Annotated in this window: 15 protein-coding genes; 7 read left to right on the top strand and 8 right to left on the bottom strand. The window is 69.5% G+C overall.

Features of this window, described 5'->3' with window-relative positions; genetic code table 11:
• Genes OG205_RS29900 through OG205_RS29875 form a run of 6 tightly spaced genes read left to right on the top strand, consistent with a single transcriptional unit; the run spans position 1 to position 6,041 of the window.
• Positions 1 to 516: a (2Fe-2S)-binding protein gene (locus OG205_RS29900; protein ID WP_330271331.1), complete on the top strand. Its 516-nt coding sequence runs from the start codon at positions 1 to 3 to the stop codon at positions 514 to 516.
• Positions 513 to 2,939 (top strand): xanthine dehydrogenase family protein molybdopterin-binding subunit, encoded by a 2,427-nt coding sequence (locus tag OG205_RS29895; RefSeq protein WP_330271330.1) that lies wholly within the window; start codon positions 513 to 515, stop codon positions 2,937 to 2,939. Before OG205_RS29900 ends, OG205_RS29895 begins: the two co-directional genes overlap by 4 nt.
• Entirely contained in the window at positions 2,936 to 3,760 is an 825-nt protein-coding gene (locus tag OG205_RS29890; protein WP_330271329.1) for an FAD binding domain-containing protein, read from the top strand. The genes OG205_RS29895 and OG205_RS29890 overlap by 4 nt, the downstream gene beginning before the upstream one ends.
• Complete coding sequence (locus tag OG205_RS29885; protein ID WP_330271328.1) at positions 3,757 to 4,353, top strand: SRPBCC family protein; 597 nt, start codon at positions 3,757 to 3,759, stop codon at positions 4,351 to 4,353. The genes OG205_RS29890 and OG205_RS29885 overlap by 4 nt, the downstream gene beginning before the upstream one ends.
• Before the next feature lie 26 nt (positions 4,354 to 4,379).
• A complete protein-coding gene (locus OG205_RS29880; RefSeq protein WP_330271327.1) occupies positions 4,380 to 5,471 on the top strand; it encodes a CapA family protein in 1,092 nt (363 codons plus the stop codon).
• A gap of 27 nt (positions 5,472 to 5,498) precedes the next feature.
• Positions 5,499 to 6,041, top strand: a complete 543-nt coding sequence (locus tag OG205_RS29875) for a Uma2 family endonuclease (RefSeq protein ID WP_330271326.1) — start codon at positions 5,499 to 5,501, stop codon at positions 6,039 to 6,041.
• Here OG205_RS29875 and OG205_RS29870 read toward each other — a convergent pair.
• The 4 genes from OG205_RS29870 to OG205_RS29855 all read right to left on the bottom strand — a co-directional run bounded on the left by OG205_RS29870 (position 6,031) and on the right by OG205_RS29855 (position 9,597).
• A complete protein-coding gene (locus OG205_RS29870; RefSeq protein ID WP_330271325.1) occupies positions 6,031 to 6,957 on the bottom strand; it encodes an o-succinylbenzoate synthase in 927 nt (308 codons plus the stop codon). The genes OG205_RS29875 and OG205_RS29870 overlap by 11 nt on opposite strands.
• A gap of 8 nt (positions 6,958 to 6,965) precedes the next feature.
• Positions 6,966 to 7,418, bottom strand: coding sequence for a hypothetical protein (locus OG205_RS29865; protein WP_330271324.1), 453 nt, complete (start codon positions 7,416 to 7,418; stop codon positions 6,966 to 6,968).
• Positions 7,419 to 7,546: 128 nt separating this feature from the next.
• Positions 7,547 to 8,920 carry an ATP-binding protein gene (locus tag OG205_RS29860; RefSeq protein WP_330271323.1) on the bottom strand — a complete coding sequence of 458 codons (1,374 nt, stop codon included), beginning with the start codon at positions 8,918 to 8,920 and terminating at the stop codon, positions 7,547 to 7,549.
• Entirely contained in the window at positions 8,917 to 9,597 is a 681-nt protein-coding gene (locus OG205_RS29855; RefSeq protein WP_330271322.1) for a response regulator transcription factor, read from the bottom strand. Before OG205_RS29855 ends, OG205_RS29860 begins: the two co-directional genes overlap by 4 nt.
• A gap of 129 nt (positions 9,598 to 9,726) precedes the next feature.
• On the opposite strand from OG205_RS29855, the gene OG205_RS29850 reads away from it, so the two are divergent.
• Positions 9,727 to 11,238 (top strand): trypsin-like serine protease, encoded by a 1,512-nt coding sequence (locus OG205_RS29850; protein ID WP_330271321.1) that lies wholly within the window; start codon positions 9,727 to 9,729, stop codon positions 11,236 to 11,238.
• On the opposite strand, the gene phnE is transcribed toward OG205_RS29850, so the two are convergent.
• The 4 genes from phnE to OG205_RS29830 are packed head-to-tail and all read right to left on the bottom strand — an operon-like array spanning position 11,156 to position 14,493.
• Positions 11,156 to 11,941, bottom strand: a complete 786-nt coding sequence (phnE, locus tag OG205_RS29845) for a phosphonate ABC transporter, permease protein PhnE (RefSeq protein WP_330271320.1) — start codon at positions 11,939 to 11,941, stop codon at positions 11,156 to 11,158. The two genes, OG205_RS29850 and phnE, sit on opposite strands and share 83 nt — an antisense overlap.
• Entirely contained in the window at positions 11,938 to 12,552 is a 615-nt protein-coding gene (locus OG205_RS29840; protein ID WP_330271319.1) for a phosphonate ABC transporter ATP-binding protein, read from the bottom strand. The genes phnE and OG205_RS29840 overlap by 4 nt, the downstream gene beginning before the upstream one ends.
• Positions 12,552 to 13,439, bottom strand: a complete 888-nt coding sequence (locus OG205_RS29835) for a phosphate/phosphite/phosphonate ABC transporter substrate-binding protein (RefSeq protein WP_330271318.1) — start codon at positions 13,437 to 13,439, stop codon at positions 12,552 to 12,554. The genes OG205_RS29840 and OG205_RS29835 overlap by 1 nt, the downstream gene beginning before the upstream one ends.
• A gap of 1 nt (position 13,440) precedes the next feature.
• On the bottom strand, positions 13,441 to 14,493 hold the full coding sequence (locus OG205_RS29830) for an FAD-dependent oxidoreductase (protein WP_330271317.1): 1,053 nt from the start codon (positions 14,491 to 14,493) through the stop codon (positions 13,441 to 13,443).
• Positions 14,494 to 14,585 lie beyond the last annotated feature (92 nt).

Raw genomic sequence — 14,585 nt, 5'->3', positions numbered from 1 at the left:
ATGCACATCTCGGTCAACGTCGACGGAGTGACCTACGCCGACGAGGTCGAACCACGCCTCCTGCTCGTGCACTACCTGAGGGAGCGTTTGGGCAAGACCGGCACCGTCGTCGGTTGCGACACCGGCAACTGCGGCGCCTGCACTGTCCACCTCGATGGCCACAGCGTGAAGTCTTGCCAGATGCTCGCCGTGCAGGCGAACGGGCACGAGGTCACCACCATCGAAGGCCTCGCCCGCGACGGCAAGCTGCATCCGGTGCAGGAGGCGTTCCACTCCAACCACGCGTTGCAGTGCGGTTTCTGCACGCCCGGGATGATCATGCAGGCGATCGACCTGCTCGCCGACGAGTCGGATCCCGACGACGAGACCGTGCGCAAAGGCCTGGAGGGCAACCTCTGCCGCTGCACGGGCTACCAGAACATCGTGCGCGCGGTTCAGGACGCCGCACAGCGGATGAAACCCGGCGCGGGCCCGGAGATCGAGCAGCGGACACCGCACGCGGTAGGTGGCGAATGACCGCCACCGCGGAACCGGAGATCGGCAGGGCCCGGCTCCGCAAGGAGGACGCGCGGCTGATCACCGGCCAGACCACCTGGACCGACAACCTCCAGCTGACCGGCATGCTGCACATGGCGGTGCTGCGCAGCCCCATGGCGCACGCCCGCATCACCAACATCGATGTCAGCCGCGCGACGTCGATGCCCGGCGTGGCCGTGGTGCTCACCGGTGAGGATCTCGCCGCGGAGCAGGGATCTCTGCCCTGCGCGTGGCCGATCACCGAGGACATGAAGGCCCCGCCCGCGCCCGCGCTGGCCGTCGGTCAGGTCAACTTCGCCGGTGAGGCCGTCGCCCTCGTGATCGCCGACAGCGCGTACCGGGCCGCGGACGCGCTGGAGGCCATCGACGTCGACTACGACGAGCTGCCGGTCGTGCTCGACATGGAAGAAGCGTTGCGGGACAACGATCTCGTGCACGAAGACCTCGGCACGAACAAGTGCGCCACGTGGATCTTCGACTCCGCCGAGGCGGGGGCCGGGACCAACGTCGAGGACGAGATCGCGTCGGCCGAGGTCGTGATCGAGCGGACGTTCAAGCAGCAGCGGCTGATCCCGGCGTTCATGGAACCCCGTTCGGTCGTCGTGGACACGACCGCGGGCATGTACACGGTCTGGTCCGCGACGCAGATCCCGCACATCCTGCGCTGGATGCTGTCGGCCGTCACGGGCATCGCCGAGCACAAACTCCGCGTGATCGCGCCGGACGTCGGCGGCGGGTTCGGCGGCAAGCTCCAGGTCACGCCGGAAGAGGTGCTGTGCCTGCTGGTCGCGCGCCGGATGGGCCGTCCGGTGAAGTGGACGGAGTCGCGCACCGAGTCGATGCTGTCCGCGCACCACGGCCGCGACCAGATCCAGAAGCTCACGCTGTCCGCCCGCCGCGACGGCACCGTGACCGGCCTGAAGGTCGAACTGCTCGCCGACATGGGCGCCTACCTGCGCCTGGTCACGCCGGGTGTGCCGATCCTGGGCGCGTTCATGTTCAACTCGATCTACAAGTTCGCCGCCTACCGGTTCGTGTGCACCAACGTGTTCACGAACAAGGTGCCCACCGACGCCTATCGCGGCGCCGGACGGCCCGAGGCCACGTTCGCGATCGAGCGGATGATGGACGAACTCGCGGTCGAGCTCGGCATGGAGCCGATGAAGATCCGCGAGATGAACTGGATCAAGCACGAGGAGTTCCCGTTCAACACGGTCGCCGGGCTGACCTACGACTCCGGCAACTACGAGGCCGCGACGGCTCGCGCGATGGAACTGTTCGGGTACGACGAGTTGCGCGAGGAGCAGGCACGCCGTCGTTCCTCGGGTGACGTGGTGCAGCTCGGCATCGGAATCTCCACCTACACCGAGATGTGCGGCCTCGCGCCGTCCCGTGTGCTGGGCGCTTTGCGTTATGCCGCGGGCGGATGGGAGACCGCGTCGATCCGCATGCTGCCCACCGGCAAGGTCGAGGTGATCACCGGGACCTCGCCGCACGGCCAGGGCCACGAGACGGTGTGGTCGCAGATCGTCGCCGACCGGCTCGGCGTGCCGTTCGAGGACGTCGAGGTGCTGCACGGCGACACGGCCACGTCGCACAAGGGCATGGACAGCTACGGCTCGCGTTCGCTGGCCGTCGGCGGCACCGCTCTGGTGCACGCGGCGGAGAAGGTGCTCGCGAAGGCACGGACGTTGGCCGCGCACATGATGGAGTGCGACGAGTCGGACGTGGAGTTCGCTGCCGGTTCGTTCTCCGTTCGCGGCACGTCGACCGTGCGGACGTTGGGTGACGTCGTGCTGGCCGCGCACGTCGCGCACGACCTGCCCGAGGGCATGGAACCCGGCATGGACGCCGACGCCACGTTCGACCCGGACAACTTCTCGTTCCCGCACGGAACCCACTTGTGCGCAACGGAAGTCGACACCGAGACGGGCATGGTTCGCATCAGCCGGTACGTGGCGGTGGACGACGTCGGCACGGTCATGAACCCGTTGATCGTCGACGGTCAGGTGCACGGCGGGCTCGCGCAGGGCATCGCGCAGGCGTTGTACGAAGAGGCCACCCACGACGAGATGGGCACGCTGACGACGGCGACGTTCGCCGACTACCTCGTGCCGTGCGCGGCGGATCTGCCGGCTTTCCTGACGGACCGCACCGAGACGCCGGCGACGTCCAACCCGTTGGGCGCCAAGGGAGTCGGCGAGGCGGGCACGATCGCCTCGACACCGGCCGTGGTCAACAGCGTGCTGGACGCCGTGCGGCACCTGGGCGTGCGGGACATCGAGATGCCGATGTCGCCGGAACGCGTGTGGACCGCTCTGCAGGGCCGGCCGGACGAAGGCGCGGGCGAAGTGGCCGCGGGTGGGCTCGGTTCGATCGACGCGCAGGGAGGACAGTCGTGATCCCGGCGGAGTTCAAGTACCTGTTCCCGTCCACTGTGGACGAAGCCGTGCGGATGCTGGCGGAGGAGGGCGAGGACGCCAAGATCATCGCGGGCGGGCAGTCGCTCGTGCCGGTGCTGCGGATGCGGCTGGCGGCGCCCACGGCGTTGATCGACATCGGCGGCCTGACCGAGCTGACGGGCGTGCGCGACGACGGCGACTCGTTGCTCATCGGTGCCATGACCACGCATTACGAGGTGCAGCGCGATCATCTGGTGCACGACCACGCGTTGCTCTTGAAACTGGTCACGGACACGGTGGCCGACCCGCAGATCCGGCACCGCGGCACGTTCGGCGGCTCGCTGTGCCACGCGGATCCGGCCGGCGACCTGCTGGCACCCGCGCTGGCACTGGACGCGGTGATGATCATCGCCGGTCCCGGCGGACGGCGTGAGGTGCCGGCGGCGGAGTTCTTCGTCGACTACTTCACGACGGCGCTGGCCCCCGACGAGATCCTGCTCGACGTCCGCGTGCCGAAGTACACCGGCTGGGGCGCGCACTACGAGAAGCTCAACCGGGTCGCGCAGGCGTGGTCGATCGTCGCGGTCGCGGCGGCCGTGCAGGTGCGTGACGGATCCATCTCCGCTGCCAGGGTCGGCCTCACGAACCTTGGATCCGGGCCGCTGCGGGCCGTCGACGTCGAGGAGGCCCTGGTCGGGCAGCCCGCTTCCGCCGAGGTGATCTCCGAGGCGGCGCTGCGGGCGTCCACCGGTGACAGCTACAAGGACAACCTGGCCCGCGTGCTGACCGGTCGTGCGCTGACGGCGGCGGTCGCGGGATGAAGTTGACGCATTCGTTCGCGTCGCCGGGGCCCGCCGAGGAGGTGTGGGCGGCGCTGATCGATCCGGAACGGGTGGCGCCCTGCCTGCCCGGCGCCACGCTGACCTCGGTGGACGGCAAGTCGTTCGGCGGGGAGGTGAAGGTCAAGCTCGGCCCGGTGCAACTGCTGTACCGGGGGACCGGCGAGTTCGTGGAGATCGACCCGGTACTGCGCCGCGCCGTCATGAAAGCCGCGGGCAAAGACACCCGTGGCAACGGCACGGCGTCCGCGGTCGTGACCTTCGTGGTCGGCGACTCGGTCGAGGTGGAGACCGACCTGGCGATCACGGGCCGTCCGGCGCAACTCGGCCGCGGCCTGATCGCCGAGGTCAGCGGCAAGCTCGTCGACCAGTTCGCGGAATGCCTGGCGAGCACGCTGGGATCCGTGGATCCTGACGAGGTGGCGCAACAGCAGCATCTCCGAGTGGTCCCCGACGAGCCGATCGACCTGATCGACACGGCAGGCGTTCCGGTGTTGAAGCGCGTGCTGCCCCTCGCGGCCGCAGCGCTGGCGGTCGTGCTGTTCGTGGTCCTGCGGCGCAGGCGGCAGCGCTGAAGCGTGGGATCCGGTGGCCGGCATTCGTGCTGGTCACCGGGTTTCTGCTGTCCGCGTGCACCGGCTCGCCCGTCGTCATCACCTCGGCATCTCCCACGCCCGCCTCGACTTCCCAGGGCCCGCCTCCGCCGCGCTCGTTCGTGCTGACCGCCGGTGGCGACATCCTGATCCACCCGGCGCTGACCGAGCAGGCGGTCGCCGACGGCGGCGCGGCCGGACGCGACTTCCTGCCGTTGTTCTCGGGCATCAAGGACACCCTGAAGGCCGACCTCTCCTTGTGTCACCTGGAGGTGCCGCTCGGCCCGAAGGAGGGCCCGTTCTTCGGCTACCCGGCCTTCCTGGCGCCGCCCGAGGTGGCGAAGGGCCTGGTCGACGTGGGGTACGACTCGTGCTCGACCGCCTCGAACCACACGCTGGACCGCGGCGTCTCGGCGATCACGTCGACGTTGGACGCGATGGACGCCGTCGGCCTGAAGCACACCGGCTCGTTCCGCACACAGGAGGAATCCGCCGCGCCGCTGATCCTGGACGCGGGCGGGGTGAAGGTGGCCCAGCTGTCGTTCACCTACGGCTTCAACGGCATCCCGCTGCCCCAGCCGTGGCGCGCGAACCAGATCAACGCGGACAAGATCCTGGCCGACGCCCGTGCCGCCCGTGCCGCCGGCGCCGAGGTCGTCGTGCTGTCCGTGCAGTGGGGCAACGAGTACCAGCACGAGGCGACCGCCGACCAGAAGGCGCTGGCCCGTCAGTTGCTGGCCGACCCCGCTCTGGACCTGATCATCGGGACGCACGTGCACGTCGTGCAGCCGTTCGAGAAGATCGGCGACAAGTGGGTCGTCTACGGGCTCGGCAACGAGGTCGCCCGGCACTCGGAGCCTCGCGGGGTGACCGAGGAGGGCGCGATCGCGCGGTTCAAGTTCGAGCAGCGGCCTGCCGGGTGGACGGTGGTCGAGGCCTCCTACACGCCCACGCTGGTGGAGCTGGGACCGCCGATCCGGCTGGTGGACCTGACTCGGGTGCCTGCTTCCGCCCGGCGGACCGAGGCGATCAACCGGACCGAGGGGATCGTGTTCAGCATGGGCGCGGCGGAGCAGGGGCTGGCGAGGGCCAAGCCTTAGACCGGCTCCATGTGCCACGGTGATCGAGTGACCGAACTGCTGACCGTCGCTCAGTACGCCGCGCTCGGAGAAGTCGAAGCCGGCTACACCGAACTCGTCGAAGGGCGGCTGATCCGGTCGCCCAAGGCGCTCGCCGATCACAACTTCGCCTGCGGCAACCTGATCATGCAGCTCGCCGGTCAACTGCCGGAGGATCTCCAGGTCACCTACGCCGTCGACGTGGACCTGGAGCTGGCACCGCCGGGTGAACCCGGTTTCGTCCGCCGCCCGGATCTGGTCGTGTTCCAGCGCGGACGGCGAACAGGTGGCCTTGTCAGGGCAGCAGAGGTCGTCCTCGCTGTCGAGGTGCTGTCGTCCGATTCGCACTACACGGATCGTCGCGCCAAGCGTCTCGACTACGCGGAGGCCGGTATCCCGTTCTACTGGCTGGTCGACCTCGACGAACCGGTCTCGTTGACTCCGCTGCGCCTCACCGAGCGGCGGTATCAGGAGGCGTCCGCCGAGACCGGTGTCCACGAGGCGGTCGAGCCGTTTGCCCTGAAGATCCAGCTGGATCTGCTCACCGAGTGAGCGTGCTCAGCACCCTGTCGTATCGGTCGATCCAGGCCTGGTCTCCGGTCTCGAACTCCGCGATCCGGTCCGGCACGGGTGATTTGGAGAGCACCGGCAGGTAGCCGTCGACCGGGGTGAGCGAGTCGCTCGTGACGTCGCCGTCCAGCAGCGACAACGTAGCCAGCCCGCACGCGTAGTCGAGCTCAGGCAGCGCCGCCGCCAGCGCCACACCGGCTGCCATCCCGACGGACGTCTCCAGCGCTGACGACACCACGCACGGCAGCCCGCACGCCTCGGCCACCTCCAGCGCCTTCCGCACGCCCCCGAGCGGCGCCACCTTGATCACCGCGATGTCCGCCGCACCGGACACGGCCACCTTCAACGGGTCGTCGGCCTTGCGGATCGACTCGTCCGCGGCGATCGGCACGGAGACCCTGCGCCGCACCGCCGCCAACTCATCCAGCGTGTGGCACGGCTGTTCCACGTACTGGAGTCCGCTGGCGGCCTTGTCCATGGCCTTGATCGCGGTGACGGCCGTGTCGACGTCCCACAGCATGTTCGCGTCGATGCGCACAAAACCTTGTGGTCCCAGCGCGTCCCGCACGGCTTCGAGCCGCGCGCAGTCGTCCGCCAGCGTCGACTCGGCGACCTTCACCTTGGCCGTCGAACAGCCCGACCGAGCCACGATCTCGTGCGCTCGCTCAGGGCTGACCACGGGCACGGTGCAGTTGACCGGGACGCGGTCCCGGACCGGCGCCGGCCAGCCCTCGTTCGCGGCCTCCAGGGCGCACGCCAGCCACGCCATGGCCTCGTCGTCGTCGTACTCCTCGAACGGGCAGAACTCGCCCCACCCGGCCGATCCTTCGAACAGCAGGCCGGTGCGCCGGGTGATGCCGCGGAACCGGACGCGCATCGGGATGGAGTAGACGTGCACGCGCCGATTCAAGCGCACTTCTGGAGCTCCAGCGAATGCCCGCCCCCGCGCAGGTTCACCGTGCCAACGGGCTGAACGGTCAGCAGGGTGCACACGATCTGCTGCACAGCGGGGCCACTGAGCTGCGAGACGTCGCCGGAAATGGTGACGTCGAGGCCGTTCGCGACGCGGTCGACGGTGGCGGGCGCGGCGTCGAACGGCACCTCGGTGGCGAGGCCGCGGGACTGCTCGTCGTTCGTCGGGCCCTTCGCGAGCAGTGCCACGACGTCGAAGCCGCTCAGGCTGCCCTCCGGCCTGCCGACGGGAATCACCCTGCCGCCGGGGGCGACCCAGAAGAGCATGGGCGAGCTGTTCTCGGCGGGGCCGCTGGGGGCTTCGAGGCCGGGGATCGGGTCGGTCGGGCGGATGCCGCACGCGGTGAGCACGGCGAGCACGAGCACCGCCAGCCCCAGCTCGCGCAAGGGTCTCCCAGCCGCCGTCCTGAGCTCGCGCGGAGGCCGCCCTGCCGCGGGCCCATGCTCGCGCAGGGGTCCCCTCCCGGGGGTCCCCCTGTTTCCATTCTCCCAGGCGGCACCGACAGTTTTCGGCCTCACGACTCACCACCCAGCGGCAGTCGAAGCGTGAACAACGCCCCGCCACCCGGCCGGTTCGCCGCCACCAGCGTGCCCCCGTGCAGCCGCGCGTTCTCCCACGCGATCGCCAGCCCCAGCCCGGACCCCTCCGACCGGCCACGGGACGAGTCGGCCTTGTAGAACCGCGCGAACACGTGCGGCAGGACCTCCGCCGGTAGGCCGTGCCCGGAGTCGGCGACCTCGATCACCAGCGAGGACCCCGACACCGACAGCACGAGAGACACCGGAGCGGCGCCGTGCCGCAGCGCGTTGCCGACCAGGTTCGCCACGATCACGTCCAGCCGCCGCGGATCCAGCCGCGCCCGCACCCCGTCCGGCAAGGTCGCGGAGATCTCGAAGCCGCGCATCCGCAGGCAGGTCCGCACCACCTCGGCCACGTCCACGTCGTCCAGCGCCAAAGCAGCGGTGCCCGAGTCGAACCGGGTCACCTCGATCAGGTCGTTCACCAGCCGGGTCAGGTTCAGCGTCTCCCGGTTCACCAGCCTCGCCGCCTGGCCCGCGACACCGGGCAAGGCGGCGGTCTCAGCGTCCAGCACATCGGTCACGGCCGTCATCGCGGCCAGCGGAGTGCGCAGCTCGTGCGACACGTCCGCCACGAACCGCCGTGCGTCCGCCTCCATCCGTCGCAGCTCACCGACGTGATGTTCCAGCGAGGAGGCCGTGCTGTTGAACGTCGACGCGACGGACGCCAACTCGTCACGCCCGCGCACCGGCACCCGAGCGGACAGGTCTCCCTGCCCGAGTTGCCAGGCCGCCAGCTGCAGTTCGCGGACGGGGCGCAGCACGCCGCGGGCCGCCAGGAAACCCAGGCCCAGAGCCAGAATCAGCACGGCGCCGCCGATCAGCCACGCGTTGCGCGCCAGTTCATCGACGAACGCGATCTCCGACGTGAACGGCCGCAGCACGTACACCTCGATGCCCGACGGGGCACCGGACGACACCCGCAGTTGCATGCCGACGACGAGCCACACGCCGTCCTGGTACGAGACGCGTTGCCAGCCGACGCGTCCGGACGACACGAGCGAACGCAGCTCGGCGGTGATCACCGACGGGTTCATGCCGCCCGCGGAAACCCCGTTGCCGTAGGCCACTGCCTGGCCTTCGCGTCCGGAGACGCGCGCGGCGACGCGCTCCAGGATGGCGGCGTCCGGTGGTCGCGACGGCAGCGGGTAGAGCTGCTCGACGCGGTTCGTGGTCTCGATGACGGCGTTGTCCTGGGCGCGCTGCACGATGGCGTCGCGCGCCCGCACGTAACCGGCGCCGGCGACGGCCGCGGCGGTCACGATGGTCAGCAGGGCGAACGCGAGCAGCAGTCGCAGGCGGAGCGTCACAGCGGTCCGAAGCGGTAGCCGAATCCGCGCACGGTCTGGACGTACACGGGTGCGGCCGGGTCGTCCTCGATCTTCGAACGCAGCCGCTGCACGCACGCGTCGACCAGCCGCGAGTCGCCGAGGTAGCCCTGGTCCCACACGGAACCCAGCAGCTGCTGCCGAGACATCACGCGGCCCGGCGACGAGGAGAGTTCGAGCAGCAACCGCAGCTCGGTGGGTGCCAGCGACACCGGCTTGCCGAACCGGGTGACCACGAGGCCTTCTCGGTCGATCGTCAGGTCGCCGTAGCGCTCGGCCACGACCTCGGCGACCGAAGCCGTCGACCGGCGCAGCACGGCGCGGATGCGGGCCTCCAGCACGCGAGCCTGGGCCGGTTTGGCCACGTAGTCGTCGGCACCGGCCTCCAGGCCCGCGACGACGTCTATGTCGTCGTTGCGCGCGGTCAGCATGATGATCGGGAGGTCGCCGGAGGCACGGATGCGACGGCACACCTCGAACCCGTCGACCCCCGGCAGCATCAGGTCCAGCACGACCACGTCGGGCGTGACGCTGCCCAGCAGGTCGAGGCCCTCCTCGCCCGTGCGCACCGCGTCCACGGTGTGTCCCTGGTAGGTCAGGGCGAGCGACAGTCCTTCGCGGACCGCCTCGTCGTCCTCGATCAGCAGTACGCGCGGCATGTCCTCCAGCTTTCCCGATGGGTCTCATGGGGACGTTCTTGCGACGTCATCGTTGCGTAACGACCGCCCGTGCGCAGTTGTTGCGCAGCTATCACCGTGCGCGGACACGGGTTCGACAGCCTCTGTGACATGCGAAAAGTGCTACCGGCGATGACCTTCGCCGCTCTCGCGATGATCACCACCGTCACTCCGGCGCTGGCGATCAGAGGTGGGGTCGAAGCCCCGCGGCCCTATCCGTTCTCGGGCTCCCTGCAACGGCCCGACTCACCGCGCGCCGACGGCCACACCTGCGGCGTCACGCTCGTCGCGCCGCAGTGGGCCGTCACGGCGGGCCACTGCACCAAGAACAACCCCAGCGGCGCCATCGTCGGCAGGCCGCGGGACTGGACGGTCCGGCTCGGCACGACGGACGCGGGCAGCGGCGGCGAGGTGATCGCGGTCGAGCGGTTCATCACGCAGTCGGAGTTCCCCGTCCACGACGGCGACATCGGCCTGCTGAAGCTGAAGAAGCCCGCGAAGACGAAGCCAGTCGCGTTGCCGGCCGCACGGCCCGCGGAAGGCACGACGGCGCGGATCCTCGGCTGGGGCATGACGTGCGACCGGCGCGCGCCCGAGTGCTACCCGCAGAAGCTGCGCGAGGCGGACACCGTGATCCAGCCGACCGCTGCCTGCGACGGCATTCACGCTGAACGCGAGTTGTGCGTCGGGGCACTGGACGGCAGCGTCGCCGCCACGAACATGGACTCCGGCGGCCCGGCGCTGATCCGCGACGGCGACCGCTGGGTCATCGCCGGCGTCGTGAGCGGCTCCGGCGGCGACGACCGCCCGGTCATGTACACCGACATCCACCACTTCACCAGCTGGATCAACGACGTCGTCACCGGCAGGATCACCCCGCCGGACACCCCGGTGTCGAACCTCGAAGGCGCCGCGTCGCTGGGAGGAGTCTGCTCGGCGTCCGTGGTCAGGACCGACCACAGCAAGCCCGGTGACCAGGCACTTCTGCTCACCAACGGCCACTGCCTGCCGGACCGTCCCGCGCCCGGTGAGACCCTGAAGGACGTCGCGCTCAAGCTCCCGGTGACCATCGGCGACCGCCAGGGCTACCAGCAGGCCAAAGCCGAGACGACCCGTCTCGTCTCGGCGACGATGACCGGCACCGACACCGCGCTCTTCCAGCTCGACCAGACGTACGCGCAGCTCAAAGCCAAGGGCGTGAAGATCTTCCAGCTCTCCGACAGGTCCGCGAGGCCGGGAGAACGCGTCGACGTCATCTCGTCGGGCAACGGCAAGCGCTTCAGCTGCACGATCGAAGCCGTGGTCCCGCATCTGCGTGAAGAGGGCTACACGCAGGACAACGCCTACCGCTACAACCCGGAGTGCACGCCGTCGCACGGCGGTTCGGGCTCACCGATCGTGCTCGAGGACGGCGTCACGGTGGTCGGCGTGCACAGCACCGGCAACGACAGCGGTGAGCAGTGCACGGCCAACAACCCCTGCGAGGTCGCAGCGGACGGCTCGGTGACGGTGCGCCAGGGCGCCCGCTACGGCCAGCAGGTCAAGCACCTAGCCGCTTGCGCACGAGACCAGAAGCCTGGTCGACCACAACAACCAGAAGCAGCACCACGAGGATGTGCGTGACCATCTCGTCGAACCGGAACAGCTTGATCGACTGGTTGATCAGGAAGCCGATCCCGCCCGCGCCGACCAGGCCGAGCACGAGCGACGACCGCACGTTCACGTCCAGCCGGTAGAGCAGAAGTCCCGCCAGCGAAGGCATCACGGTCGGGAGCACCGCGTGCAGCGCGATCTGGGGACCGGACGCGCCGGTCACCTTCAACGCGTCGCGCGGCCCGCGGTCGCTCTCGTCCATCGCCTCCGCCCAGAGCTTGCCCATCACGCCGGTGTTGTGGAACACCAGCGCCAGCACGCCCGCGAACGGCCCGAGCCCGACCGCCGTCACGAAGATCAGCGCGAACACGACGTCCGGCACCGAGCGCAGGAACGACAGCACCGCACGTGCCGCCTGCTGTGCCCACGCCGCCGAAGTCGTAGCGCGAGAAGCCAGAAGTGCCAGGGCCAGCGCGAACGGGATCGAGAACGTGGTGCCGAGCAGTCCTATGTAGAGCGTGATCACCGTTGCTTCCAGGGACTTCCCTAGCACCGAGAAGTCCGGCGGCAACGACTCGGCGAGGAAGTCCGCCATGCCGTCCCAGCCGGCGATCAGCGCGGCGGGGGAGAACTCCGTGGCCTGCCAGGCAAGTACGTGCACGACGACCGCGACCGCCACAACGACCCACACCGTGGCAGAGGGCCGGCGGCGCTTGGGGACTGCGATCGTCATGCCGCCACCGCCTGCATGTCCACGATCCGGTGCGCGTACGTCCTGGCGAGCTCGGGCTGGTGCAGCACGGCGACCACCGCCAGACCTTCGGCAGCGAGGTCCACCAGCAGTTCCATCACCTGCACGGCGGCCTGCGGGTCGAGCGCCGACACGGGTTCGTCGGCGAGGATCACGTTGGCGCGCTGGCACAACGCCCGCGCGATCGCCACACGTTGTTGCTGCCCACCGGAAAGCCGTGCGCACCGGTCCAGCGCGCGGTCGGCGAGCCCGACCCTGTCCAAGCACCGCATGGCTTCTTCCCGGACGTCGGCGGGGAAGAACAACGAGCGGCGCGACGGAAGCCGCCCGAGAGCGCCGGAGCAGACGTTGTCCAAAGCGTTGCGGCGACCGACGAGGTGGATCTTCTGGAACACCATCGCGGCGTTCCCGCCGACGTCGATCGACCCGCCGTCCGGGGTCTCCAGCCCGACCACGCACCGCAGCGCCGTGGACTTGCCCGAGCCGTTCGGCCCGAGCAGCGCCACGAACTCGCCGGGTTCGACGGAGAGGTCGAACCCGTCCAGCACGACCCGTCCGCCGAACGACTTGCGCAGGCCGCGGATGGCGAGCATCAGACGTCCTCTTCCTTGAGCCCCAGCGTGGCCGCGAGGTCGAAGAGCACCTTGTACGTGTCGTTGTCGACCTGGACGAGCGGTCCTGGCGGGGTGACGTCGAGGAACGCGCCGACCTTCTCGACGTCGGCGGTCTCCAGTTCCAGCAACGCCTTGCGCACCTTGTCCTTGAACGCCGGGTCGAGGTCGCCGCGCACGGTGATCGGGTCGTTCGGGATCGGCTCGGACTTCCAGATCTGCCGGAACCTCGACTCGTCGAACGTGCCGGCGGACCGCGCCGTGGCGAGCGTCTGGCTGTTGATCTCGGCAGCGGCGACCTTGCCGTTGATCAGCGACAGCATCGCCTCGGGATGACCACCCGCGTAGTCGAGCTTCACGTCGCCGACGTCGTGCTTCTTGAGGCCGTAGCGGGGAAGCGCGTCACCGGACGCCGACCCGACGCTGCTCAGCGCGAGCGACTGCCCTGCCAGGTCCTCGATCTTCCGCGCGGGCGAGTCCTTCGGGACCCAGATCCCGGCGGTGTAGCTGGTGAGCTTCCCGGAGCCGTCCGCGAACGAGACCATCGGCTCCGCGCCGGCCTTCTGCGAGGCGAAGACGTAGCCGAGCGGGCCGAACTGGGCGATCTCCAGCTTGTCGTTGCGCATCGCCAGCACCTCGGCGGCGTAGTCGTCGACGACCTGTAGTTCGACCTCGCAACCGAGCTTGGAGGTCAGCGCCTTCGCGAGCACCTCGTACGCGGGCTTGAGCTTCTCCGGGTCCTCGTACGGCTCGACGCCGAAGCGCACCTTGCCGTTCGGGCAGTCACCGCTGTTGGCAGCGGAATTCGTGGTGCCGCAGGCTGTTGTCAGCAGCAGTGTCGCGGCGAGGACGACGCTGAAGGCTCTCATCTCACATCTCCTGGAGGAGGTCGTCGAGCACGGCCGGGGCGAGGCCGAGCGCGGTGGTCATGCCGATGCCGGAGGTGACCGAGACGGCCCTGGTGAGGGGGACGGGCGTCGCGGTCAGGAAGGGTTCTGGGGCCGACGCGTAGATCCCTCGCCAGCGTTCGAGCACGCGAAGGCTGGGAACGCCGAGCAGCCGGGCCGTCTCGGTGAGGACCAGGTCGTCCAGGTCCTCCGGCCGGTACGGGTCGACCGTGCGGCTGTAGTGGTGGGTGTCGCCGATCGTGAGCGAGCCGTCGGGGAGCTGGGTGAACATCAGGTTCAGCCCCGCCTCGACCAGCTCGGGGTGGTCGTTCGTGAGGCGCTCGCGGACCTTCTCGGTGCTCGGGCACCGCGCGAACGCCTCGTAGCGCAGCATCGAGAACCCGGTCAGCACGGCCGGGTCGATCACGCCGCCGTGCGCGACGCGCAGCATGCGCAGCTGGCAGCGCTGGATTCCGCGTTCCTCGGCGAGATCGGGGAAGAACCTGTCGACGTCGTGGCCGACCGCGACGACCGCCGCGTGGCAGCGGAGCTCGCCGCGAGAGGTGCGGACCAGGCCCGGCTCGACGGTGAGCACGTTGGTCGACCAGTGGAACGTGACACCGCGCGAGGCCATCAGCGCGGCGATCGCGTGGACGGCTTCGCGCGGGTCGACGCGGATGTCGAGGGGGAGGAACGCGCCTTCGTCGGTGAGCGTGATGTCACGGACCGAGGCGAATTCTTCGAGAACAGCGCGTTCGTCGTCGTGCCGTGCCATGACGAGCGTGCCGGACTCGCGAAGCCAGAAACCGGCCTCGCGGGCGAGAGTCAGCCACTGCTCGCGCGCGGCCATCGCGTACTCGAACGCCACCCCGTCCTGGGCGGTGAAGCAGCCGTGCCCGAAGTTGCGCACGGAAGCCCCGGCCGCGTGCTCGTCCCGCTCGACCACGGCGACGGAGAGACCCCGCCGCACCGCGTGCCAGGCGTGCGCGAGCCCGACGACGCCCGCGCCGACGACCACCAGGTCCACACTTGTCATGACAAGAACGATGAGTGGCTCCACAACCAGAATCAATGGCCATGCTGATGTGTTCACTTGGAGTTCAGACTTGTTATGACATGTATCGTTCG

This window comes from Lentzea sp. NBC_00516 (assembly GCF_036346835.1).
Classification (GTDB): Bacteria; Actinomycetota; Actinomycetes; order Mycobacteriales; family Pseudonocardiaceae; genus Lentzea; species Lentzea sokolovensis.
The sequence above is the reverse complement of the archived record's forward strand: the minus strand, read 5'-3'. Positions and strand labels throughout refer to the sequence as shown.

Excerpts from the sequence above, each read along its gene's own strand:
- OG205_RS29900 (WP_330271331.1), top strand. The coding sequence starts at position 1 with ATGCACATCTCGGTCAACGTCGACGGAGTGACCTACGCCGACGAGGTC.
- OG205_RS29895 (WP_330271330.1), top strand. The coding sequence starts at position 513 with ATGACCGCCACCGCGGAACCGGAGATCGGCAGGGCCCGGCTCCGCAAG.
- OG205_RS29885 (WP_330271328.1), top strand. The coding sequence starts at position 3,757 with ATGAAGTTGACGCATTCGTTCGCGTCGCCGGGGCCCGCCGAGGAGGTG.
- OG205_RS29855 (WP_330271322.1), bottom strand. The coding sequence starts at position 9,597 with ATGCCGCGCGTACTGCTGATCGAGGACGACGAGGCGGTCCGCGAAGGA.
- OG205_RS29850 (WP_330271321.1), top strand. The coding sequence starts at position 9,727 with ATGCGAAAAGTGCTACCGGCGATGACCTTCGCCGCTCTCGCGATGATC.
- phnE (WP_330271320.1), bottom strand. The coding sequence starts at position 11,941 with ATGACGATCGCAGTCCCCAAGCGCCGCCGGCCCTCTGCCACGGTGTGG.
- OG205_RS29840 (WP_330271319.1), bottom strand. The coding sequence starts at position 12,552 with ATGCTCGCCATCCGCGGCCTGCGCAAGTCGTTCGGCGGACGGGTCGTG.
- OG205_RS29835 (WP_330271318.1), bottom strand. The coding sequence starts at position 13,439 with ATGAGAGCCTTCAGCGTCGTCCTCGCCGCGACACTGCTGCTGACAACA.
- OG205_RS29830 (WP_330271317.1), bottom strand. The coding sequence starts at position 14,493 with ATGACAAGTGTGGACCTGGTGGTCGTCGGCGCGGGCGTCGTCGGGCTC.